We start from the raw sequence: 22,832 nt of genomic DNA, 5'->3' as shown, positions 1-22,832 counted from the left end.
ATATCTCTCACTGATTGAGATAATTAATAGTCGAGAGATATCCGTCGTGCATCGACCCATGGGGAAGCAATGAAGCCCGCACCGCGGCACCGCATCGTCCGATGGCTGGTGCCCGTAGCCCTGCTCGTCGTCTGGCTCGGCATCGGAGGGACGCTCGGTCCGTACGCCGGAAAGCTGGGCGAGGTGGCCACGAACGACCAGGCCGCCTTCCTGCCGCGCAGCGCCGAGTCGACGAAGGTGGCCGACGCGCAGAAGGCGTTCCAGAAGTCCGGGACCGTGCCCGCGATCGTCGTGTGGACCGGTCGGGGCGGCGAGATCCCCGCCGACGCGCAGGCGAGGGCCACCCGGGCGCTCACCTCCCTGGCCGGTCAGCCGGGCGTGGCCGGTACGCCGTCGCCCGCGCAGCCGTCGGCGGACGGCAAGGCGCTGTCCGGCGTCGTGCAACTTCGATCGGACCTGGGGGACGCGCTGCCGGACACCCTCGACCAGGTGCGCACCGCGGCCGGCTCCGTGCCGGGCACGACGGCGGAGATCGCCGGGCCGGCGGCCAGCCAGGCCGACCTCAAGGACGCGTTCGCGGGCATCGACGGACTGCTCCTGGGCGTGGCGCTGGCCGCCGTGCTGGTCATTCTCCTGCTGGTCTACCGCAGCCTGCTGCTGCCGTTCCTGATCATCGTCAGCGCCGTTCTCGCTCTCGGTCTCGCCTGCGCTGTCGTGTACGTCCTCGCGGACCAGGACGTCGTCCGGGTCGACGGGCAGGTCCAGGGCATCCTGTCCATTCTGGTGATCGGGGCGGCCACCGACTACGCCCTGCTCCTCACCGCCCGCTTCCGGGAGGAACTCGCCCGGCACGGCGACCGCACGGCCGCCGCGCTCGCCGCGCTCCGCCGTTCCTTCGGAGCGATCACCGCGAGCGCGGCCACGGTGGCGCTGGGCCTTCTCGCTCTTTTGCTCAGTGATCTGACGAACAACCGGGCCCTGGGGCCGGTGGGCGCCATCGGCATCGTCTGCGCGGTGCTGAGCACCCTGACGTTCCTGCCCGCGGTGCTGGTCCTCTGCGGCCGGGCAGCCTACTGGCCGGCCGGACCGCGTCCCGCGGACGAGGAGTCCGGAGGCCATGGCATCTGGCGCAGGGTCGCCGGCCGCGTCGACCGGTCGCCGCGCAAGGTGTGGGTCTCCACCACCCTGGTCCTCGTCGCCTGTGCCGCCTTCGCACCCACGCTCAAGTCGCAGGGCGTACCGCTGGACGAGATCTTCGTGAACGACGCCCCGTCCGTCTCGGCCCAGGCCACGCTGAGCAAGCACTTCCCCGGAGGCTCCGGAAACCCCGCGGTGATCGTCGCGGCGGCCGACCGCGTCGACGAGGTGACCGCCGCGGCGGCGGGTACCCCCGGCGTCGCCTCCGCCGCATCCGTCACCGAGTCCGGACGCCCGGGCGGCGGGCGGCCCCTGGTGGTCGACGGACGCGTGCGCATCGACGCGACCCTGGACGACGCCGCGGACAGCGACGCGGCCAAGGCGACGGTCCAGCGACTGCGTTCCGCCGTGCACGGCGTCGCGGGGGCAGACGCGCTCGTCGGCGGCTACACGGCGCAGCAGTACGACACCCAGCAGACCGCCGAGCGCGACCGCGGGATCATCGTGCCGGTGGTGCTCGTGATCATCCTGCTGATCCTGATGGGGCTGCTCCGGTCGGTGCTGGTCCCCGTCCTGCTGGTGGCCACCGTCGGCCTCAACTTCCTCGCGACCCTCGGGGTGTCGTCGCTGGTCTTCAAGCACGTCCTCGGGTTCAGCGGCACCGACGCGTCCGTACCGCTGTACGGATTCGTCTTCCTGGTGGCACTCGGCGTCGACTACAACATCTTCCTGATGTCCCGGGTCCGGGAGGAGGCACTGGAGCACGGGCCGCGGCAGGGAGTGCTCCGAGGGCTGGTCAGCACGGGCGGCGTCATCACGTCGGCCGGGGTGGTGCTGGCCGCCACCTTCGCGGCGCTCATCGTCATCCCCCTGGCGTTCCTCGCCCAGATCGCGTTCATCGTGGCCTTCGGCGTACTGCTGGACACGCTGGTGGTGCGTTCGCTGCTGGCCCCTGCCCTGGTCGTGGACATCGGCCCCAAGGCCTGGTGGCCGAGCAGGATCAGCCGGATACCGGCCCGAGCGGGGGAGCGTGGCGAGGGCGTGTGACGTGAGCGGGCCCCGGTCACGCCTCCGGAAGCACGGGGGCGGGGCCGGGGCCCGGGCGTGCTGCACACGCCGTATCGCAGGTCAGACGTTGACGCCGTAGTCCGACGCGATTCCGGCCAGCCCGGACGCGTAACCCTGGCCCACCGCACGGAACTTCCACTCCGCGCCGTGCCGGTACAACTCGCCGAACACCATCGCCGTCTCCGTCGAGGCGTCCTCGCTGAGGTCGTAGCGGGCGAGCTCCACCCCGTTGGCCCGGTTCACCACCCGGATGAACGCGTTGCGCACCTGGCCGAAGCTCTGCCCCCGGCTCTGCGCGTCATGGATGGAGACCGGAAAGACGATCTTCGCGACATTCGCCGGGACGCCCGCCAGGTCCACGTTGATGGACTCGTCGTCGCCCTCGCCCTCACCCGTGAGGTTGTCACCGGTGTGCTGGACGGAACCGTCCGGACTGTTGAGGTTGTTGTAGAAGACGAAGTGCTGGTCCGAGAGGACCTTGCCGGCCTCCGAGCACAGCAGCGCGCTGGCGTCGAGGTCGTGATCGGCACCCGTCGTCGTCCGTACGTCCCAGCCCAGGCCCACCGTCACCGCGGTCAGGCCGGGCGCCTCCTTCGACAGGGAGACGTTGCCGCCCTTGGCCAGGGTCACACCCATGAACATCCTCCAATGATCCGTTGACCAGTGTTCCTTCGGCCGCCACCGAAGAGGACGACGGCCCTTCCCCTATGGTTCCCTGGACGCGCGGGCCGCGAAGTGCCGGGGTGCTCCCGGCAGTCGCCACCGGCGGTCCGCGATGGCCGGGCCGGTCGTCACGGCCGTGGCCCCACTCTTCAGGATCTACCCGGATTTGCCCAGGGCGCGGGCGGCACCAGGTGTCTTCCGGTCAATGTTTGCAGCGGCCGGCCGTGGACAGGGGATCGGACCGAGGATGGACGCGGCCGTTGATCCACACGGCCACCGCAACCTGCCGCACAGCGCAGCCGCGCAACCATGCGGGGCCGATGCCGGTCCTTTTCCATGGCGGCCGGACGAACGGGGTGATCGATGACAGGCAGTCACAAGGGGGCCGCGGGCCGGGGGAGGGGCGGCCGGCTGCGGCGGACGGCCATGTTCGGGCTCTCCTTCCTCGTCCTGCTGGTTGCCGGGGCGGGCTGGGGCTATCTCAAGCTGACGGGCAGCATCGACACGTTCAGCGCCGACGGGATCTCCGGCGACCGGCCGCCCGACACGTCCGCGGGACAGAACGTCCTCGTCATCGGGTCGGACACGCGATCGGGCGACAACAGCGGACTCGGGGGCGGTACGGGCGAGGTGGGCCGCTCCGACACCGCGTTCCTGCTGCACGTGTACGCCGACCACAAGCACGCCGTCGCCGTCTCGATCCCCCGCGACTCCCTGGTCGACATTCCGGCCTGCAAGAAGCCGGGCGGCGAGTGGACGGCCCCTCAGCAGCACGTCATGTTCAATGGGGCCTTCTCGGTGGGGGACACCGCGGAGGGGAATCCCGCCTGCACCCAGAACACCGTCGAGCATCTCAGCGGTCTGCGTGTCGACCACACCGTCGTGGTCGACTTCGCCGGCTTCTCCGCACTGACCTCGGCCGTCGGCGGAGTACCGGTCTGTCTCCCGCAGGACATCTACCAGCAGGACCTGAATCCCAAGCGCCCCACCCGCGGTGAACGGGTCTTCGCCAAGGGGCCCGACACCGTCTCGGGACAGCGTGCGCTCGACTACGTACGGATCCGGCACGGTATCGGCGACGGCTCGGACATAGGAAGGATCCAGAGGCAGCAGGCGTTCGTCGGCTCCCTCATCAAGAAGGTGAAGTCCCGCGGCCTGAACCCGACCACGCTGCTGCCCCTGGCCAACGCGGCGACCGACGCGATGACCGTCGACCCGGGCCTCGGCTCGGCCGACAAGCTGCTCGGGTTCGCCCTGTCGATGAAGAACATCGACCTGCACAACACCAAGTTCATCACGGTTCCCTGGCGTTACGAGGGTGCGCGTGTCGCCATCGTGGAACCGGAGGCCGACGCGCTGTGGGCCGCGCTCAAGGCCGACCGCACGATCGACGGCCAGGACGCGGCGGGTTCGAGCCGCGGCAAGGGGACGACACCACCGGCCACCGCTTCCTCCGCCGCCGTCTCCGGCACGGGCATCGACGTGGCCGTCTACAACGGCACCCGGGTGACCGGACTCGCGGCCCGGGCCGCCGAGTTCCTGCGCACGCACGGCTTCACCGTCACCGGCACCGCAACCGCGAACTCCCAGGACCAGGCCAGGACCGTCGTCACCTACGGACCCGGCGGGCAGTCCGAGGCGCAGACCACGGCCCGGCTCTTCGGCGGCGCCCGGGTCCAGGAGTCCGGCGACGCCGGAATCCAGGTGATCGTCGGCCGCGACTACGCCGACAACCCCTCGCCCGCCCCGGCGTCGCCGACACCCGACTCCGTGCCGACCGTTGTCGCGGACGGGGCCCGGTCCGCCGACGACGACCCCTGCAGTGACCTCTCGTACGGCTGAGACGCCCGGGGCCGGGCCATCCGCAACTGCAACGAGGGGTGGTCGGGCGGTACGAACCCGAACGACTCGTACAGTCCGGCCGCGTCCTCCGTGGCATGGAGCCCGACGGCCGCCACACGTGTCTCCTCACGGAACCACGTCAGCAACGCGTCCACGCAGGCGCGGGCATATCCGAGTCTGCGCCGCCGCGGATCAGTGCACACATTGGACACGTGCCCGCGCAGCCCGCCCGGATCGGCCGGGCTCGGCGCGTGCGCGTCACATGCCCCCACGGCGCACGCCACCACGCCCAGTTCCAGGTCGTCGACGACGAACGCGGCGAACTCATCGGCCCCGCGCATGCGGCGGACGAACCAGTCGGCCGCGGCAGCCCGCCAGTCGGCACCGTCGTCCCCGACGTCCATGCCCATGTCGGCCAGCATCAGCGCGCGCAGCCGCACGAGTTGCCCCGCGTCGCCCGGAACGGCCCGGCGCACCCGCACCGTGCGGTCGTCGCTTGCCGTCGTCATGAGGTCCTCCGATGCCGTTCGGTCGCGGTTGCGCGCACGCCGTATGCCTACAAGCCGTATGCCTACAACGCGAGGACGGGAGTGAGCAACACGAAAAGTGGCGGTGGCCAGGACCGGGACTCCGGCGGCAGGGGGCCCGGCGGTTCCAGGTGTCCGGTGGGATGGTGCGGCGACGGGAGCAGGAACACTGAGCCGGGCAAGGGCTGCGCGTTGTTATCGGCCAAGAACAGTCGGATGGCCGACAATCACACCGGAATTCGCACGGTTCCGGGCATCCGACGGATCGAAACAGTCACATCCTCAAAATACCGATCGCACCCCACGGGCCGCGTACCGGTTTGCCATGCTGTCGCCGTACGCCTGCCGATGATTCACTGAATCCGAGACCTCAAGATAGCTCTGACCTGCGTATTCGGCGTCTTGTGGCTCACTGGTGAGAGAAGTGATCGATGCCCACCGAGCATGCTGACAGCCCTCGGGACGAGTCCACCGGGCCCTCCCCGAACGACGCCCTGGCCCTGAAGATCCTGGTCGCCGGCGGGTTCGGGGTCGGCAAGACGACGCTTGTCGGCGCGGTGAGTGAGATCAGGCCGCTGCGTACGGAAGAGCTCCTCAGCGAGGCCGGGCAGTCGGTGGACGACACCGACGGCGTCGCCCAGAAGACGACCACGACCGTCGCCATGGACTTCGGACGCATCACCATCAGATCCGGACTCTCCTTGTATCTGTTCGGTACCCCGGGCCAGGACAGGTTCTGGTTCCTCTGGGACGAACTCTCCCAAGGTGCCCTGGGAGCGGTCGTGCTGGCGGACACCCGGCGGCTGGAGGACTGTTTTCCCGCGGTCGACTACTTCGAGCACAGGCGGATCCCCTTCGTCGTCGCCGTCAACTGCTTCGCAGGGGCCCGTTCGTACGGCGAGAAGGACGTGTCGCGCGCCCTCGATCTCGATCCCGGGACGCCTGTGGTGCTGTGCGATGCCAGGGACCGGGATTCAGGCAAGGAAGTGCTGATCCGGATGGTCGAGTACGCGGGCCGGATGCACACGGCGAGGCTTCTGGACTCTGTGGGCTGAGCCGACTTGGCCGGATCCCGCCACGCTGTCGCACAGCGGGGCGCTTGCCCGTACGTGACCTGTGCGTAAGGCTTGCAACAAAGTGGGGCACGGGGAACGTATGAGCGGGGAGGAACAGAATGGCGCTGGACAGGGGACTCGACTGGTTGCTTGACGATCTCACCGGCCGGGTCGAGCACATACGGCACGCCCTGGTGCTGTCGAACGACGGTCTGGTGACGGGAGCGAGCACGGGGCTCGCACGTGAGGACGCGGAGCACCTGGCCGCGGTCTCGTCCGGACTGCACAGTCTCGCCCGCGGCTCGGGCCGGCACTTCCGTGCCGGAAAGGCCCGGCAGACGATGGTGGAGTTCGACGAGGCGTTGCTCTTCGTGACGGCTGCCGGAGACGGCAGCTGTCTGTGTGTCCTGAGCGAGGCCGAGGCCGATGTGGGTCAGGTGGCGTACGAGATGACGTTGCTCGTCAACCGGGTCGGCGAGCACCTCGGTGTGGCCGTTCGGCAGGACGGGAGCGTGGGGGTCAACCGGGTCTGAGGAATCGGCGCCGCTGCCCGGCCCGGGGGTTATCCACAGGCCGGGCGGCGGTTGCCTTTCCCGGACTACCGTGGTCACGGAGGGTATTCGGTGCTCACGGGGAGGATCATCATGCCGATGACGGATGCGGTGCGCCACTACGGCGCTCACGCGGTCACCGCAAGCAGGGCCGCTGCGGAACTGGGTTTGAGGCGCGGGGAGTTCGCCCTGGCGGTTCATCTGGGCATGGTCCGCTCGGGCGAACCGCGGGCCGGTGGGCGGGCCAAGGTCCGTCAGGATGAGATCGACCGGCTCAGGTCGGAGGACGGTTTTCCGGAGACCTTGCGGGAGCGCGTGCGCACCGTCGGGACCGCGGAAGGGGCTCGGCTGCTCGGGATCAGTCCGGTTCGCTTCACCCGGCTGGCGCGCGCGGGCTGTGTCACGCCGGTGGCGTTCTACCTCAATCGCTACCGAGTGGTGGTGTGGCTCTACCTCGCACAGGAGCTGGGCGCACTGGCCGCCAGGTCACCCGGACTGCTGGTGGGCAACAGCCCGCCCTGGCTGCGCAGTCGACTGGACACGGGTGCGGACTGGCGTGCGCGCAACTGGCGTTCGCGCAGGGTGGAGCGGCTGCTGACCCTCACCGAGGACCCCTGGGTCCGCGCAGCCGTCATCGCGGAGGCACTGGACCCGGTCCAGCTGGCCGAGGTGGTTGACGATCCGTACGAGCGGGCCTATCTGGGCAGAGTCCGGCCCGTGCCGGTTTTCGGCCAGGGGAGGTCGGCCGCCGGACGCGAGGCCATGGCGAAGCTGATGCTCGCCGATGAACCGGACGAGATCCTCTGGCGGCGGGTCACCCTGGGGATGGAGCTGGACAGTGCCCGCGAGCTGCGCCCGGCCCCACGCCCGGGAGAGGAGTGGGGCGCCGAAACGGCGGACGAAGCACGGGCCTCGGCGGAAGTCGCAGTGATGGCGGGCTCTGTGAGAGTTACGGAAGAATCTACCGGTCCGGTGAGTGCGGCGGATCCGGTGGGGTCGGCGGGGCCGTCGGGACCGGACGAGGCAGCGGCTGTACGGTCGGGCCCCGGTTCGCAGGGAGATGGCTCGCAGGGAGCGGGCGCGCAGGAAGGCAGCGCCGAGGGCGGCAGCGGACAGGCCACAACGGGCGGCGGTGGCAGTGGCGCGGCAGGTTTCCTGGCCCGGTTCCGCCTTCGCGGGACACGTGGCGGCCGACGTCCTCTCCAGGCAGCCGCCGGAAGGGGCAAACCGCTCGCCACCAGCACTCGGACCAGACATTCTTTGCACCATGCTGATCAGGGAAGCCACCGCTGAGGACTGGCCCGCCATCTGGCCCTTCTTCCACGAAATCGTCGCCGCAGGCGAGACGTTCACCTATCCACTCGATCTCGATGAGGCGGACGCACTCGACTGGTGGCTCTTGAGGCCCCCGAACGGCACAGTCGTCGCGGTCGACGACGACGGCAGGGTCCTGGGCACGGCGAAGATGAACAACAACCAGATGGGCAACGGCTCGCACATTGCCAGTGCCAGCTACATGGTGGACCCCCGGCACTCCGGAAAGGGCGTGGGGCGGGCCCTGTGCCGGCACACGATCGACTGGGCTCGCACGGCCGGGTTCCGCGGCATGCAGTTCAACGCGGTCGTGGAAGGCAACGCCCCCGCGGTCGGGCTCTACCGCTCCCTCGGTTTCGAGATTCTGGGGACCCTGCCGGAGGGGTTCAACCACCCGGAGAAGGGATTCGTGGGACTCCACATCATGTACCGGCCGCTGTGACGCACGCGCCGGTGCCCGGGGCTGCGGATCGCCCGATGCGCACGCTCCGGCGCCGGACGTTCACTTCGCGCCATCGCCCATGCGGGCCCGACGTCGCCTCGGTGTCCGGGTTGCCCCAAGCGGCGGTGATCTGCGGTCAGTTGTGACGTCGAATGGTCTGTGGGGCGGGTGCACACAGAGGGGGCGGGGGCAGTACTGTGCGCCCCACCGCCATTCGGGCGATGAAACATTTGCGGAGGAAGAATCCATGACCATACCCAGGAGATCGTGGCGTGCTGCGGGAACCCTCGCTGCCGCTGCGGTTGTCGGCCTGACCGGTGCGGTTCTCACCGCCGGTCCGGCCGCAGCTCACACCCCCACCTGGGACGTGACCTGTACCGAAGTGAGCCTGCACCTGTCCGCGTACAACGGTGGCGTCACCAACCAGGTGACCGTCACCGTCGACGGAAAGGACCTCCTGCCGACTGAGACCTTCGGCAAGGGGCTCGAGAAGAAGATCGCACTGCCCGAGCACGACAAGGCGCTGACGGTCCGCCTGGTCGTCAAGGCCGGCGACGGCGACCAGTACTCCCGCGACGAGTCCAAGCAGGCGCCGGTGTGCGAGGGGACTCCTCCGAAGGAGCCCACCCCGACGCCGACCGAGACGAAGCCGTCCGAGAAGCCCACCACGGCGTCTCCCACGCCGACCGCCACGCCCAGCGAGACCGCCTCGTCGCCTGCGCCTGCCGCAGCCACGCCGAGCCCCAGCTCGCCGGATCTGGCCGAGACCGGTTCGTCGTCCGCCACGCCGATCATCGGTGGTGCGGCCGTGGCCGTGCTGCTGGCCGGTGGCGGAATCATGTGGTCCGTGCGCAAGCGCCGCACCGCGCAGCACTGACGCAGTCCGGGAGCCCGGCGCGCTGAGCGCTCGGGCTCCCGGCTGAGGGGCGTGCCGAGTCCTGAGGGGCGAGACGGCGCGCCCCTCAGTGCTGCTCAGCGACGGCACCTCCCCGGAGCTGTCGGCTCATCACCGCTCTACGCCCTGGCAATCGGTACGGGTCGAGCGGGTTGTGGCCGGGATGCCCGAGGTGTCTCAGCCGGCGGGGTCCGCCGGCTCGGCGGTGTCCGAGCCGGCGGACCCCACCGGCTCCGAGGCGTCCCTGGGCACCGGCGTGGACGCGGGCGGTGCCGCCGGCCCGATCTCGCACCAGACAGCCTTGCCCTCGCCGCGGGGCTCGATGCCCCAGCGGGTGGCGACGGCGTCCAGCAGCAGGAGCCCACGGCCCGAGGTCGCGGTCTCACCGGGTGTGCGGCGCCGGGGCCATGCGCTGGAGCGGTCCTGCACCGACAGCCGGACCCTGCGCACCGGTTCCGGCAGCACCTCGAGGGTGAGCACCGCCCCGCCCTCCGTGTGCAGTAGCACATTCACCAGCAGTTCACCGGTCACCAGCTCGGCGTCGTCCGCGAGTTCGGCCATGTTCCAGTCGGTCAGGGCCTGACGCACGATCGTCCGCGCGTCGGAGAGCCCCTCCGGATCGGCCTGGTGGATGTACTGATGGAGCCGCGGCGCGCGGGGTGATCCCGGGTCGGGGCTGCGCCGCAGCACCAGCAGCGCGACGTCGTCGCCCGAGCCCCAGCGTTCCCACAGGCGGTCCGACAGATGGTCGGCCAGCGCCTCGGCGCCCGCCGGTCCCGCGCTGACCTCGTTGATGAGTGTGCGCACCCCGGCGTCGATGTCGGCGCCGGGCTCCTCCACGAGTCCGTCGGTGTAGAGGACCAGCGTCTCGCCCGGTACGAGGTCCAGCCGGGTTTCCGGGAACTCCTCGTCGCCGAAGTCGGTCGCGATGCCCAGTGGGACGCCGCCGCGGACCTGCGGAGTGCCGACCCGGCCGTCCATGTGCCGGATCAGCGGGCCGAAGTGCCCGGCCCGCACCACCCGCACCGTGCCGGTTCCCAGGTCGACCTGGGCGTACGTGCAGGTGGCGAACCGGTCCGTGTCCAGTTCGGCGAGGAACCGCGAGGCCCGGGCCAGCACCGTCGACGGCGGATGCCCCTCGGCGGCGTACGCACGCAGCGCGATGCGCAGCTGGCCCATGATCGCCGCCGCGTGCGTGTCATGACCCTGTACGTCACCGACCACGACGCCGAAACGGTCGTTGGGCAGCGCGATCACGTCGTACCAGTCGCCGCCGACCTGACGGCCGCTCCACGCGGCGTGGTACCGGACGGCGATCTCGCCGCCCTCGATGTCCTGGATCCGGCGGGGCAGCATCGCGGACTGGAGCCCTGTGGCGAATTCTCGTTCCTCGTCGAAGAGCGTGGCCCGTTGGAGGGACTGGGCGACGATCGCGGCGAGCCCCAGGCAGAGATTGCGTTCGTCGGCGGTGAAGGCGGCGCGTTCGCGGTAGAAGAGCGCCAGCCCGCCCAGGGTCTTGGCCTGGGCGACGAGCGGCAGATAGGCGGCCGCCTGGAACCTGAGGTGTCCCACGAACGGCTCCAGCACCGGATAGCGCCGGGTGAGCGCGCCGAGTGAACTCACGAAGCGCGGCCGTCCGCTGAGGACGGTGTCGGCCAGCGGGAAGTTCGGGTCGAGCCGGCCCGAGCCCAGCTCGTCGACGACCTCGAGCGAGTCGCCGCTCAGGGCGATGACATTGAGCGTCGTGTTGTCCAGCAGACCGAGCGCGAGGCCGTCGGCGCCCAGCCGTGCCAGTCCGCCCGGTCCGGTGAGCGCGGCCGTGACATCGTCCACCGTCACGGCCCGTGACAATGCGCTAGTCGTTCGTTCAACTATGTCGGTCTGTCGCTGACGGCGTTTTTCCAGATCCAGCACGAAGGCCGAATGGGTGACTTCCGCCGTCGCGTCCCGTACCAGGCCGATCACCCGGTGCGCCCGCCCGTCCGCGCCGCGAAGGATGCGTGCCTGGACATGGGTCCACTGATCGCCACCGTCGTGCAACGGGACCCGGAAGTGCACGCTGTAAGAGGTGCTCCCGCCCTTGATGGCCTCGTCGATCGCCACATCGAGCCTGATGCGCTCCGCGGGGTCGAGGAGCTCCATCAGCGATCCGGGCCGTGAGTCGAAAACGGCGGGATCCAGGCCGAAGACCAGCAGCCCCGCCTCGTCGATGTCCAGCGTCCGGGCGTCGAGGTCCCACTCGAAACTGCCGGCGCGGTTCATGGCAAGCCGCTCCGCCGTCGCCATCTCGCTGTTGTGTGTCTTCTCGACCAGGAGGCGGGGTGGTACGGGGACGGAGGGTGGCCGGTCGTGATCGGTCATTCGTGCTCCGAAGATCGTCCGGCGGGGCTGCCGTGCGGCGGGACTCACGTGACTCAATTGTCTGGCGGGTTCGGCACGGCTGCCACAGCGGGAACGAGGCATACGGCGTTCCGTGCGAGGCCCAGGACGTGCCACCCCCCACACCGAGATCCTCGGACCGCCGCGCACAATGGCAGCGGAAGATCGTCCGTGACCGGCGGACGTTACGGCACTGGGGCTGACCGGAGCGCACGCATGAACCACGAGGATTCCGTCCTGCTGCACACGGAGGGGCGCGTCCGCCACATCACGCTGAACCGGCCGAGGGCACTGAACGCGCTGAACCACGCCATGGTGCTGCGGATGGGGGAGGCGCTCGACGCGGCGGAACGGGATGCCTCGGTCGTCGCGGTGCTCCTCACCGGTGCGGGGGACCGCGGCCTGTGCGCGGGCGGCGACATCCGTTCCATTCGTGAGGACGCGCTGGCGGGCGGCCGGGCGTCACTGGACTTCTGGCGTGACGAGTACCGGCTCAATGCCCGTATCGCCCGATTCTCCAAGCCGTACGTCGCCCTCATGGACGGCATCGTGATGGGCGGCGGGGTAGGGGTGTCGGCCCACGGCTCCCTCCGTATCGTCACGGAACGCTCCCGTATCGCCATGCCCGAGACCGGCATCGGGTTCGTGCCCGACGTCGGCGGTACCCACCTGCTCGGGGCGGCACCCGGAGAGCTCGGCCTGCACCTGGCGCTCACCGGGGACATGGTCGGAGCGGCCGACGCGCTGCTGTGCGGCCTCGCCGACCACTACGTGCCGTCGGGGGAGCTGCCCGCCCTGCTCACCGCACTCGACGCGTGCACCACAGCCGAGGCTGTAGTCGGGACGGCGGAGCGGTATGCCGGCACCGCGCCCGTCCCGGAGCTGGCCGGGCACCGCGAGTGGATCGACGCGTGTTATGCCGCGGACACCGTCGAGGAGATCGTCGAGCGCCTGGAAGGCTGCGGGGTGCCCGCCGCGAAGCAGGCCGCGTCGACGATCCGGGCCAAGTCCCCCACGGCGCTCAAGGTGACGCTCGCGGCCGTCCGGCGTGCCCGTCGCCTGGAATGCCTGGAAGCGGCCCTGGACCAGGAGTACCGGGTCTCGTCCACCGCCTTCACCCGGCCCGACCTGGTGGAGGGCGTGCGCGCCCAGATCATCGACAAGGACCGTAGCCCCCGGTGGAGCCCGGCGGAGCTCGCCGAGGTCACCGACGAGGAGGTGGCCCGTCACTTCGCGCCCCTCGGCGACGACGAGCTCGGTCTCGGCCCGGCAGCGGGAGCAGCCGGCTGAAGCGGAGGCACCGCAGGCTGTCAGTTCGGGCCCGGCCCGAACCGGCCGCGGTACGCGGACGGAGTGATGCCGGTCTCGCGGCGCATCAGCGTGCGCAAGTTGGCAGCCGTGCCGAGCCCGCTGTGCCGCGCGACCATCTCGAAGCGGGACTCACCCCGTTCGATCAACCGACACGCCAGCGCGAGCCGTTCCCCTGTGAGCCACGCCAACGGTGTGGTTCCCAGTTGTGCCCGGAAGCGGCGGTGAAGCGTCGCCGCACTGACCGTCGCCCGGGCCGCCAGGTCGGAGACCGTGAGCGGCGAGTCAAGCCGTTCCTGGGCCCAGGCCAGGACAGGCGCCAGCGACTCGTCCGGCAGGTCCGGAATCGGGCGCTCCACGAACTGCCGTTGTCCCCCGTCCCGGTGCGCCGCGAAGACGAGCCGCCGGCTCACGGCATTGGCGACCTCCGCGCCGTGGTCGCGGCGCACCACATGCAGCCCGAGATCGAGTGCGGCCGCGCTCCCGGCGGCGGTGAGGATGTCGCCGTCGTCCACGAACAGCACGTCCGATCGGAGGTGGACCGCAGGGAAGCGGGCCCGGAAGGAATCCACCCACTGCCAGTGCGCGGTGGCCCGACGGCCGTCGAGGACTCCCGCCTCGGCCAGGGTGAAGGCACCGCTGCAGAAGCCGACCAGACGGGTACCACGAGCGTGCGCCCGTCGGACGGCATCGAGCACGGCGGGCCGGCGCGGCACCTCGACGTCCGGACGGTTGGGGACGATCAAGGTGTCCGCGGCGTCGGCCGCCTCGAGACCGGCGACGCCCGTGAGCGTGAAGAAGCCGTCCCGCATGAGGGTGTGGGGCTCGGGGGAGCAGAGGCGGAAATCGTAGAGGTCACGGCCGATCTCCGGCCTGCGCAGACCGAAGACCTCGGTCGCGCAGCCGAGCTCGAAGGGATTCGAGTTCGCGTCGACGATCACGACGACCCGGTGCAGGCCCGACAGGTTCGATGCGTGCGAGGATTCTTGCGGCATGTGCAATTCCTAGCACTCACATCGGGCCGGTACGAGGACTCAGGATGAGTCCATGAGCAATGAACCGATTTCCCTCGGCGAGGCGCTGGATTCCTTCGCCGCCTTGTGGAGCCCCCGCATCGTCACGCGCGTCAACGACTACGACGTCCGCATCGCCAAGGTCAAGGGCGAACACGTCTGGCACGTCCACGACGCCACTGACGAGTTCTTCCTGGTACTCGACGGCGAGCTGCACATCTCCCTGCGCGAGCCCGAGGGGGAGCGCACGGTCCTCCTTCCCCGGGGAGCGGTCTTCACGGTCCCCCGGGGCACGGAACACAAGCCGTACGCTCCTTCCGGTGCCGCCATCCTCATGTTCGAACCCACCGGTACACCGACCGTGGGCGATCGCCACGAAGAGGTGCCGGACCACGTGGACGCGACAACCGGGCACATGCTGAGCAGCTGACCCGGACGTCCCGCGGCCGCCGCCCGGCAGCGGAGTACCGCTACCCGGACGTCCCGCGGCCGCCGCCCGGCAGCGGAGTACCGCTACCCGGACGCCCCCGCGGCCGCCGCCCCGGCAGCGGAGTGCCGCTACCCGGACGTTCCGCGCCCGCCGCCCCGGCAGCGGAGTGCCGCCACGGCTCCCGGTCAGGCGGTGCCCTCCGCGGTGGCCTCCACGCGGTCCTGCCACGGGCCGGGCCGGGCCGGGCCTCGGCGCGGTCCCGGTCCTGCCGGTTGCCCCGTGGCTCGTAGTGGCGCGGTTCCTGGGCACGGGTGACCAGCCGCAGACCGGTGAGGTCAGCCACCAGGCCGTGGGCGTGAGCTCGGAGCGCCGGCCGGACGGGCGTTGAATCAATGCACCACTGATCGGGGCGACCCGGCCGAAGACGGGCCCGGCCCGCCCGGGCGATGCGGGCGGGCCGGGAGCCGGCAGGTGCGGTGTGCGGTTGTGCGACGCGGGCGGATCAGTGTCCGCTGTCCGACATGCTGGGCTGGAGCGAGCGGACGAGCTCGAAGAAGTGGGACTCGTTGCCCGAGAGCCCCGCGCGACGCAGTGCACCGTCCGCCTCGGCGATCGGGGAGGCGAGCAACGGCATGTACAGCGGGGCGTCGTCCGGATCGGAGAGCGCCGCGCGCGTCGCCTCCAGTAAACGGACGTACGCCTGCGCCGCGGCGAGTTCGTCATTGCGCATCTCAGCATCTCCAGGTCAGAGGTGTCGGACCCACAAGCATCCCGCACGGGTCTGACAACGGGCCCCGGTGGCCGTTGCGGCACGCCTCCTATCGGCTGTCCGGCCGAGCCGCGCCCGTCGGGGGTTCCACCTCCAGGAAACGACGGCTCCGCGGTCCGCGGTAGAGCAGGGTGATCCAGCCCAACTCCCGCAACACCGCCGCACACCGGTTCAGCGCGCTCTCCTCCTCGTGCGCCGCGCCGCTGCCCGGTGGGCCGAGCCATTCCACCCGTGCGGTGGCGGGCGCCGTGCCCGCGGTGACCCGGTATCCCGTCGCCGTGCGCCTGCCCGACGCGTCAACGGCCGACGCGCTCAGCCCGGATGCCTCCAGGGCGAGGGCAACGGCCCGTACCGTCCTGTGCAGTTCCCAGGCCGCCGGGACCGCCTCCGGAGCGGCGGGGCCGGTGTTCGTCAGGCGCCGGATCTGCAGCATTCCGGCGAACGCCGTCCGCACCGAGGCAGCCCGGCGCTCGGCCGGTTCCGAAGGAGGCGGGCCCTCTCCGGTGGCCGGTTCGAAACCGGTCTCTTCTGCCCCGGTGCTCATCCGACTCCCCTCGCCGCCCCGTACTGGTGCCAGTGTGCGCCGCCCCACTGACAACCGGGTCAGGCGCCCCCGAGTACCTTGCCCGGGTTGAGGATGCCGTGCGGGTCGAGGGCCGCCTTCACCGCGTGATGCATGCCGAGCACCGCCGGGCCCAGTTCCTTGTTCATGCCGCGCATCTTCAGCAGCCCCACCCCGTGTTCACCGGTCACCGTGCCGCCGAGCGCGATCGCGTCGTCCAGGATGTCCTCGAAGGCGTCCTGGGCGCGGGCACGCGCGGCCTCGTCCCCGGGGGGCGTGATGATCAGGGGGTGGAGATTGCCGTCCCGTGCGCGATGTTGGCGACGAGGATGTCGTGCCGGGCGGCCGTCCGCTCGATCCGGGCCAGCATCTCCGGCACCGCGGTCCGCGGCACACAGACGTCCTCGGTCAGCACCGGACCGAGCCGCTCCAGTGCCGGATAGGCCAGTCGCCTGGCCTGGAACAGCGCATCCGCCTCCTGCTGGTCCGTGGAGACCGCAGCCCAGGTCGCACCGGCGCGCTCGAAGCAGTCCCGGACCAGCTCGGCCTCGGCGTCACCCTCGGCGCCGGGGGTGTCGACGCGACCGAGCAGCACCACGTCGGCGTCCGCCGAGAGCCCCATCTTCTTCCAGGCGTCGACGGCGGCGAGGCAGTGGCGGTCGACGAGTTCGAGCGCCGACGGAATGACGCCGGACGCGGTCACGGCGCTCACCGCCTCGCCCGCGGCCACCACGTACGAGAAGTACCCCGCCACCGTCCGTTCCTGGAGCCTGGCGGGCCGCAGACGGACGGTGATCTCGGTGATCACCCCGAGCGTCCCCTCGGAGCCCACCATCAGCCCGGCCAGGTCGTAGCCCGCCACGCCCTTCGCGGTCCGGCGCCCGAGCGAGACGACTTCGCCGAGTCCGTTGACGATCTCCAGGCCCAGTACGTAGTCGCGCGTCACGCCGTACTTGACGCAGCACATGCCCCCGGCGTTCGTCGCGACGTTCCCGCCGATGGTGGACCAGGGCGAACTCGCCGGATCCGGCGGGTACCACAGCCCGTGCTCGGCGCTCGCCGCGCGCAGATCGTCGTTGACCACGCCGGGCTGGACGACGGCCAGCCGCTCCGCGCGGTCGATGGCGACGATGGCGTCCATGTCCTCGAAGGACAGGACGATCGCCCCGTCCACGGCGTTGGCGCCCCCGGACAGACCGGTACCCGCGCCGCGCGGTACCAACGGGATGTGGTGGGCGATGCAATGGCGCACCACATCCTGCACCTCGCGGGTGTTCTGCGGGCGCACCACGGCCAAGGGCGTTCCGTACGGTGCCCATTCGGCCTCGTCGTGCTGGTACCGGGTCAGGCCCGCCGGGTCGGTCAGGACCCGCTGGGCCGGAATGCTGTCGACCGGTGCGTTCGCCACGATGGTGGCCACCTCCCAAAAGATGTATGACCCATCATTATGGTCCGCGGTACCTCCGGAGCGCGGGCGGGCCCCGGGCGCCGCGGTCGTACTCGCCCGGAGCACCTCGTGGCGGGGCGGAGTGCCCGACCTGGATAGGCTCGACCGGCCATGAACCACGCACACCAAAGGACTCTCCTCCCGTGCCCGACAACGAACGAGCCCCCGGCACCGAGCACGGCGGCCGTGCCGCCCTGCGCGCAGACTGCGGTAACTGTTTCGGACTGTGCTGCGTCGCGCTGACCCTCACCCGTTCCGCGGACTTCGCCGTCAACAAGGAAGCCGGCGACCCCTGCCGCAACCTCACGGACGACTTCCGCTGCGGTATCCACACCCGGCTGCGCACCGAGGGCTTCGCCGGCTGCACGGTGTACGACTGCTTCGGTGCGGGCCAGAAGGTGTCGGCGGAGACCTTCGGCGGACGGGACTGGCGTGCGGCCCCGGAGAGCGCCCGGCAGATGTTCCAGGTCTTCCCGGTCGTGCGGCAGCTCCACGAGCTCCTCTGGTACCTCACGGAAGCTGCTTCCCTGGCACCGGCCCGCTCCCTGCACGGAGAGATACGGCGGAGCCTCGAGGAGACCGAACGCCTCACCCGCCTCGACGCCGACGCCTTCGCGGACCTGGACGTGGCGGCGCACCGCGACGGTGTCGCGGCCCTGCTCGCGCGTACCAGCGAACTCGTGCGCGCCACCGCGCCCCGGAAGAAGAAGCGCAGCCACCGGGGTGCGGATCTGATCGCCGCGCGCCTCGGGGGAGCGGATCTGCGGGGCGCCGACCTGCGCGGCGCCTACCTCATCGCGGCGGACCTCGCCGGCGCCGACCTGCGGCTGGCCGATCTGATCGGCGCGGACTTCCGGGACGCGGATCTGTCCGGCGCCGATCTGGCCGGGGCGCTCTTCGTCACGCAGTCCCAGCTCAACGCGGCCAAGGGGAACGGCGCCACCCGGCTGCCCTCCTCGCTCAACCGCCCCGCGCACTGGGACAAGTGACAGAACGCCACCACGTCATACTTGGGGGGCCTCGTCGGCCGGCGAGGCCTCCAGGGCGGCCTTGAGCCGCCGGAGCGTGGTGCTGATGTTGCGCCGCTGGAAGTCGGCGAACGTGTGCCCCCGGGTCGCGGCCCGGTCGAAGGCGTTGGCCAGGAAATCCGGCCAGGCGCGGCGGTCGTCCATCCAGATCTCGGTGACCCTGGTGCCGGCGTCCACGGCCTCGAAGCGGTACTCCCAGGTGGCGATGGCGCCCGGCAGCCTCGGCCGTTTCGCCCCGATGGCGTGGACACGGAAGGCGAAACGTTCACCTGGGTCGGCCGCCGTCACCGTGCACCGGGTCGTCCAGCGCATGGACCCGCGCTTGTTGCGGCCCTCGAAGACCATCCCGACATACGCGCCCCGACGCTCGCCGAGCACCCTCGCGCCCCGGTTCTCCGGACTCCAGCGTCCCATTTCCGTGGGGTCGCTCAACCGGTCGTACACGAGCGAGGGTTCGGCGCGGACCACGATGCTGTCCGAGACGGACATGGTGCGGGGCATGAGGCACTTCCGTTCCGCGGCCGACTGCGGCAACCCCGGGGCGTCGGAACGGCCGCACGGCCGACGGGCTCCCGGGCACCACACCCTACTCACCGGTCACATAGGGTCCGGCGGTGGGTTCCGGCCGTTCCGGAGGGCGGGAGCGCGAACGCTTCGGGGCCCTGGTTCGTTGGAACAGGCGGCGAACCCGGAACACCCGCCACGACAGGACCCAGGAGCCCGCACATGCCCAGCCGTACCGACCCCGGCAGCACCGACACGAGCCGTACCCGCCTGATCGAGCGGCTCATGGAGCAGTTCCCGCACGTGCCGCGGGAGGCCGTCATCAAGGAGGACCTGCTGCGCGGCGGCCTGGCCTTCGACGAATCCGCGCTCAGCGACAACGAGGGCGGTGACGTCAAGCCCAAGTCGTACTTCATCTTCTCCTTCGACCACGGGACCCTTCCCGAGCTCGGTGCCGCCGCGCTGCGCCGCCCGCCCGAGGAGATCGTGCTCACCGGCGGCCCGTACGAACTACGGCGCACCGTCGTCTCCGTGCGCGTCAACCCGGCTTCCCCGTACCGCGTGGCGGCCGACGGCGACGGAGTGCTCGGCCTGTACCTCGACGGCCGGCGGATCTCCGACGTGGGTCTGCCCCCCATGCCGGACTACTACCGGCACACCCTTGGCAACGGCAAATCGGTCATGGAGGTCGCGCCCACCATCCAGTGGGGCTACCTGGTCTATCTGACGGTCTTCCGCGTCTGCCAGTACTTCGGCGCGAAGGAGGAGTGCCAGTACTGCGACATCAACCACAACTGGCGCCAGCACAAGGCGGCGGGCCGCCCCTACACCGGAGTGAAGCCCGTCGAGGAGGTCCTGGAGGCGCTGGCCATCATCGACCGGTACGACACGGCGAAGACCTCCACGGCCTACACCCTGACCGGCGGTGCCATCACCTCCCACATCGGCGGACGGGACGAGGCCGACTTCTACGGCCAGTACGCCAAAGCCATCGAGGAACGCTTCCCCGGCCGCTGGATCGGCAAGGTCGTCGCCCAGGCCCTGCCCAAGGCCGATGTCCAGCGCTTCCACGACTACGGCGTGCAGATCTACCACCCCAACTACGAGGTGTGGGACCCCAGGCTGTTCGAGCTCTACTGCCCCGGCAAGGAGCGCTACGTCGGGCGCGACGAATGGCACCGCCGCATCCTGGACTCCGCCGACGTCTTCGGTGCCCGAAACGTCATCCCCAACTTCGTCGCGGGCGTGGAGATGGCCGAGCCGTTCGGCTTCACCACGGTGAAGGAGGCGATCGACTCCACCACCGAGGGCCTGCGGTTCTTCATGTCGCACGGCATCACCCCGCGGTTCACCACCTGGTGCCCCGAACCGACGACACCGCTCGGCAAGACCAACCCGGACGGTGCGCCGCTGGAGTACCACATCCGGTTGCTGGACGCCTACCGCTCGACGATGGAGGAGTACGGGCTCACCTCGCCTCCCGGGTACGGGCCGCCCGGTCCCGGGCGCGCGGTGTTCTCGGTCAGCTCCTTCATGGACAGCCTCCCGGCCCGCCAGGAGGACGACCGGGCCGAGGCGGATGCCGCGTCATAGCGCTGCCAGGCCATGTTCCGCCTGCCCGCCTGCCCGCCTGCCCGCCTGCCCGCCTGCCCGCCTGCCCGCCGTGCGCGAGCGCCGGGGCGCCGCTCGCCATGCGGTCCTGTCCCGACGGATTCGTCCACCGCTTCCGCCCGGGCGACGAACGGCGCGCGTGCTTTGCCGAAGTGACCTGGAGTCCCTTTCACGGGATGGCTGTCCGGACACCGGCCGCATCCCCTCGGACGGACGGGAGGAGCGCCGGGTGCCTCGTCACGCAGACCGGGGGCGCCCCGATGGGGCCCGTCAGGCCGTGACGGACCGAGCAGGCCGGGGGACCCGGGCGGAGCCGCCGGCACGTCGAGTGCCGGCGGCCGTCCCGTGCGTTCTCAACCCCTGGCCGGCCCCGACGCGGAGAGCCCCCGCACCACATCGGCGAAGCCCCGGACCAGCGCGTTGTCGGTCTCCTTCGCCCAGGCGAGCACGACGCGCAGGGGTTCCACGTCCGTCAGCGGGACCCAGGCGAGATCGGGGCGCGCGTAGTACCGCGCCATACTCAAGGGCGCGAAACAGATGGCAGCACCCTCCGCCACCTGCTCCAGCATCTCCTCGACGTTGTCGTTGGTCGGCCCCCACCGTGGACTCGAACCGTCCGGGCGGGGGTTGACGGCCCACCAGTCCACCCACTCCCGCGGCGCACGCTGCGTCCAGAGCAGAGGCTCGTCCCCGACCTCCAGCACCGACACGCCGGACCTGGATGCCAGCGCGTGTGTGGAGGCGAGCCCCACGACCCGCGGCTCCGTGTGCACCAACTCGCTGTGCAGCCCGGTCAGATCGTTGGGCAGCCAGACGAAGGCCACGTCCGTCAGGCCGTCCCGGAGCGCATCGGCCTCCTGCCCCCAGTCGTAGCGCTTGGGTGCCACCCGCACCCCGGGATGACGCCGGCTGAACTCCGCCCGTGCCCGCGTGGTCAGCTCGTCGGCGCCGCTCGCCTCGAAACCCACCCGGAGGACCCCTGTCTCGCCTCGTGCGTGCCGCTCGGCCGCAGCAGTCACCCGCTCGGACTGGCGCACCGTGAGCAGGGCCTCGGTGACCACATCACGTCCCGCGGCGGTCGCCGAGACTCCACCGGCGTGACGGTCGAAGAGGCGCACCCCGAGTTCGGACTCAAGAGTCTTGAGGGCGTACGAGAGGGCCGGCTGGCTGACGAACAGCCGCTTCGCGGCCCTCCCCAGGTTCCCTTCCTCGGCGATCACGGTGAGGTAGTGCAGCTGACGCAGCTCCATCCAGCGATCATAAAGCCCGTTTATCGGTCCAGTTGGTCTTTGTCTTGGACGTCCCAGCAGGCGGATGACATAACTGGATCACTGCAACACCAGCAGGACAAACGGGAGTTGGACATGAACGCCGAACACGCAGCAGCCACCCGCGGCAACGCCCCGGGCCGGGTCTGGCTCATCACCGGGGCCTCCTCCGGCTTCGGCCGCGCCATCGCCACGGCGGCCCTCGCCGCCGGGGACAGCGTCGTCGCCACGGCTCGCAAGCCGGAGGCGCTGGAAGACCTGGTGGCCGCGCATCCCGACCGCGCCGTCGCCGTCCAGCTGGATGTCACCGACACGGCACGCATCGCGGACGTGGTGGCGGAGGCCGTGCTCCGGTACGGCCGGATCGATGTGGTGGTCAACAACGCGGGGATGGGGCTGGTGGGCGCCGTGGAGGAGACCAGCGACCGCGAGCTGCGCGATCTCATGGACCTGCACTTCTTCGGGCCGGCCGCGCTCGTGCGTGCCGTGCTGCCGCACATGCGTCGCAACGGTTCCGGCGCGGTGGTCCAGATGAGCAGCATGGGCGGCCGGTTCAGCTTCCCCGGCGTCGGAGCCTACTCGGCGACGAAGTTCGCCCTGGAGGGCCTGTCCGAGGCGCTGGCCGTGGAGGTGGCCCCGCACGGCATCAAGGTGCTGGTCGTCGAGCCCGGTTCGTTCCGCACGGGTTTCGCCGGGGGCGGCGCCCTGCGCCAGTCACCAGCCCTGCCCGCCTACGAGGAGACGGTGGGCCCGGTCCGCAGCAATCTCCCGGATTCCGACGGCAAGCAGGAGGGCGACCCGCACAAGGCGGCCGCTGCCATCCTGACGGCCCTGGCCGCCCAGGACACTCCGCTCCGCCTGCCGCTCGGCAACGACGCGACCGACGCGGTCCTCGCGAGCCTCGACGCCTCCCGCGCGGAGGTGCTGGCCTGGGAGGAGGTCAGCCGCAGCACCGGCTACGAGGACTGATGCAGGGGGGCCGCACCGGCCCGCGCCCCCCGCCTGACGCCGGGCGGACG

At 70.8% G+C, this 22,832-nt stretch carries 18 protein-coding genes and 3 pseudogenes; 12 read left to right on the top strand and 9 right to left on the bottom strand.

Features of this window, described 5'->3' with window-relative positions; all coding sequences use genetic code 11:
- Window positions 1–69 precede the first annotated feature (69 nt).
- Window positions 70–2,184, top strand: a complete 2,115-nt coding sequence (locus ABZ434_RS24530) for an MMPL family transporter (RefSeq protein ID WP_359140707.1) — start codon at window positions 70–72, stop codon at window positions 2,182–2,184.
- Window positions 2,185–2,265: 81 nt separating this feature from the next.
- On the opposite strand, the gene ABZ434_RS24525 is transcribed toward ABZ434_RS24530, so the two are convergent.
- On the bottom strand, window positions 2,266–2,841 hold the full coding sequence (locus ABZ434_RS24525; protein ID WP_359140704.1) for a TerD family protein: 576 nt from the start codon (window positions 2,839–2,841) through the stop codon (window positions 2,266–2,268).
- Window positions 2,842–3,294: 453 nt separating this feature from the next.
- Between ABZ434_RS24525 and ABZ434_RS24520 the strand changes: the two genes are divergently transcribed.
- Window positions 3,295–4,710 carry an LCP family protein gene (locus ABZ434_RS24520; RefSeq protein WP_359140798.1) on the top strand — a complete coding sequence of 472 codons (1,416 nt, stop codon included), beginning with the start codon at window positions 3,295–3,297 and terminating at the stop codon, window positions 4,708–4,710.
- Window positions 4,711–4,769: 59 nt separating this feature from the next.
- On the opposite strand, the pseudogene ABZ434_RS24515 reads toward ABZ434_RS24520, so the two are convergent.
- A pseudogene (locus ABZ434_RS24515) lies at window positions 4,770–5,051 on the bottom strand (GNAT family N-acetyltransferase); the annotation flags it as partial.
- A 617-nt stretch (window positions 5,052–5,668) separates the two neighbouring features.
- On the opposite strand from ABZ434_RS24515, the gene ABZ434_RS24510 reads away from it, so the two are divergent.
- The 5 genes and pseudogenes from ABZ434_RS24510 (at window position 5,669) to ABZ434_RS24490 (ending at window position 9,476) form a co-directional block, all read left to right on the top strand.
- Window positions 5,669–6,292 carry an ATP/GTP-binding protein gene (locus ABZ434_RS24510; RefSeq protein ID WP_359140701.1) on the top strand — a complete coding sequence of 208 codons (624 nt, stop codon included), beginning with the start codon at window positions 5,669–5,671 and terminating at the stop codon, window positions 6,290–6,292.
- Between the two features lie 119 nt (window positions 6,293–6,411).
- On the top strand, window positions 6,412–6,825 hold the full coding sequence (locus ABZ434_RS24505; protein WP_359140698.1) for a roadblock/LC7 domain-containing protein: 414 nt from the start codon (window positions 6,412–6,414) through the stop codon (window positions 6,823–6,825).
- Between the two features lie 111 nt (window positions 6,826–6,936).
- A pseudogene (locus ABZ434_RS24500) lies at window positions 6,937–7,725 on the top strand (DUF6397 family protein); the annotation flags it as partial.
- Between the two features lie 385 nt (window positions 7,726–8,110).
- Window positions 8,111–8,599, top strand: a complete 489-nt coding sequence (locus tag ABZ434_RS24495; protein WP_359140695.1) for a GNAT family N-acetyltransferase — start codon at window positions 8,111–8,113, stop codon at window positions 8,597–8,599.
- Window positions 8,600–8,846: 247 nt separating this feature from the next.
- The gene (locus ABZ434_RS24490) at window positions 8,847–9,476 is read left to right on the top strand and encodes an LAETG motif-containing sortase-dependent surface protein (RefSeq protein ID WP_359140693.1); all 630 of its coding nucleotides are present in this window, start codon (window positions 8,847–8,849) and stop codon (window positions 9,474–9,476) included.
- A 195-nt stretch (window positions 9,477–9,671) separates the two neighbouring features.
- Here ABZ434_RS24490 and ABZ434_RS24485 read toward each other — a convergent pair whose 3' ends face one another.
- Window positions 9,672–11,855 (bottom strand): SpoIIE family protein phosphatase, encoded by a 2,184-nt coding sequence (locus ABZ434_RS24485; RefSeq protein ID WP_359140690.1) that lies wholly within the window; start codon window positions 11,853–11,855, stop codon window positions 9,672–9,674.
- Window positions 11,856–12,089: 234 nt separating this feature from the next.
- Between ABZ434_RS24485 and ABZ434_RS24480 the strand changes: the two genes are divergently transcribed.
- A complete protein-coding gene (locus tag ABZ434_RS24480; protein ID WP_359140687.1) occupies window positions 12,090–13,163 on the top strand; it encodes an enoyl-CoA hydratase/isomerase family protein in 1,074 nt (357 codons plus the stop codon).
- Window positions 13,164–13,183: 20 nt separating this feature from the next.
- Here ABZ434_RS24480 and ABZ434_RS24475 read toward each other — a convergent pair whose 3' ends face one another.
- On the bottom strand, window positions 13,184–14,176 hold the full coding sequence (locus ABZ434_RS24475) for a helix-turn-helix domain-containing protein (protein WP_359140684.1): 993 nt from the start codon (window positions 14,174–14,176) through the stop codon (window positions 13,184–13,186).
- Between the two features lie 52 nt (window positions 14,177–14,228).
- Between ABZ434_RS24475 and ABZ434_RS24470 the strand changes: the two genes are divergently transcribed.
- Window positions 14,229–14,624 carry a cupin domain-containing protein gene (locus ABZ434_RS24470; protein WP_359140681.1) on the top strand — a complete coding sequence of 132 codons (396 nt, stop codon included), beginning with the start codon at window positions 14,229–14,231 and terminating at the stop codon, window positions 14,622–14,624.
- A 502-nt stretch (window positions 14,625–15,126) separates the two neighbouring features.
- Here ABZ434_RS24470 and ABZ434_RS24465 read toward each other — a convergent pair.
- From ABZ434_RS24465 to ABZ434_RS24455, 3 genes and pseudogenes are all read right to left on the bottom strand, one after another.
- On the bottom strand, window positions 15,127–15,354 hold the full coding sequence (locus tag ABZ434_RS24465) for a hypothetical protein (RefSeq protein WP_359140678.1): 228 nt from the start codon (window positions 15,352–15,354) through the stop codon (window positions 15,127–15,129).
- 88 nt (window positions 15,355–15,442) lie between these two features.
- Window positions 15,443–15,937, bottom strand: a complete 495-nt coding sequence (locus ABZ434_RS24460) for a hypothetical protein (RefSeq protein ID WP_359140675.1) — start codon at window positions 15,935–15,937, stop codon at window positions 15,443–15,445.
- A 59-nt stretch (window positions 15,938–15,996) separates the two neighbouring features.
- Window positions 15,997–17,363: pseudogene (locus ABZ434_RS24455) on the bottom strand (FAD-linked oxidase C-terminal domain-containing protein).
- Window positions 17,364–17,545: 182 nt separating this feature from the next.
- Here ABZ434_RS24455 and ABZ434_RS24450 point away from each other — a divergent pair.
- Window positions 17,546–18,391: a pentapeptide repeat-containing protein gene (locus ABZ434_RS24450; RefSeq protein WP_359140672.1), complete on the top strand. Its 846-nt coding sequence runs from the start codon at window positions 17,546–17,548 to the stop codon at window positions 18,389–18,391.
- Window positions 18,392–18,406: 15 nt separating this feature from the next.
- Here ABZ434_RS24450 and ABZ434_RS24445 read toward each other — a convergent pair whose 3' ends face one another.
- Complete coding sequence (locus tag ABZ434_RS24445) at window positions 18,407–18,931, bottom strand: SRPBCC family protein (protein ID WP_359140669.1); 525 nt, start codon at window positions 18,929–18,931, stop codon at window positions 18,407–18,409.
- Between the two features lie 225 nt (window positions 18,932–19,156).
- Between ABZ434_RS24445 and ABZ434_RS24440 the strand changes: the two genes are divergently transcribed.
- Window positions 19,157–20,527, top strand: a complete 1,371-nt coding sequence (locus tag ABZ434_RS24440; protein WP_359140666.1) for a radical SAM protein — start codon at window positions 19,157–19,159, stop codon at window positions 20,525–20,527.
- 371 nt (window positions 20,528–20,898) lie between these two features.
- On the opposite strand, the gene ABZ434_RS24435 is transcribed toward ABZ434_RS24440, so the two are convergent.
- The gene (locus ABZ434_RS24435) at window positions 20,899–21,795 is read right to left on the bottom strand and encodes a LysR family transcriptional regulator (RefSeq protein WP_359140663.1); all 897 of its coding nucleotides are present in this window, start codon (window positions 21,793–21,795) and stop codon (window positions 20,899–20,901) included.
- A 114-nt stretch (window positions 21,796–21,909) separates the two neighbouring features.
- On the opposite strand from ABZ434_RS24435, the gene ABZ434_RS24430 reads away from it, so the two are divergent.
- Window positions 21,910–22,782, top strand: a complete 873-nt coding sequence (locus ABZ434_RS24430) for an oxidoreductase (RefSeq protein WP_359140660.1) — start codon at window positions 21,910–21,912, stop codon at window positions 22,780–22,782.
- The last annotated feature ends 50 nt before the right edge of the window (window positions 22,783–22,832 follow it).

It is taken from the genome of Streptomyces sp. NPDC005761 (assembly GCF_040630635.1).
Lineage (GTDB): Bacteria > Actinomycetota > Actinomycetes > Streptomycetales > Streptomycetaceae > Streptomyces.
Note: the sequence above shows the minus strand (reverse complement) of the source record. Positions and strands in the feature narration are given on the sequence as shown.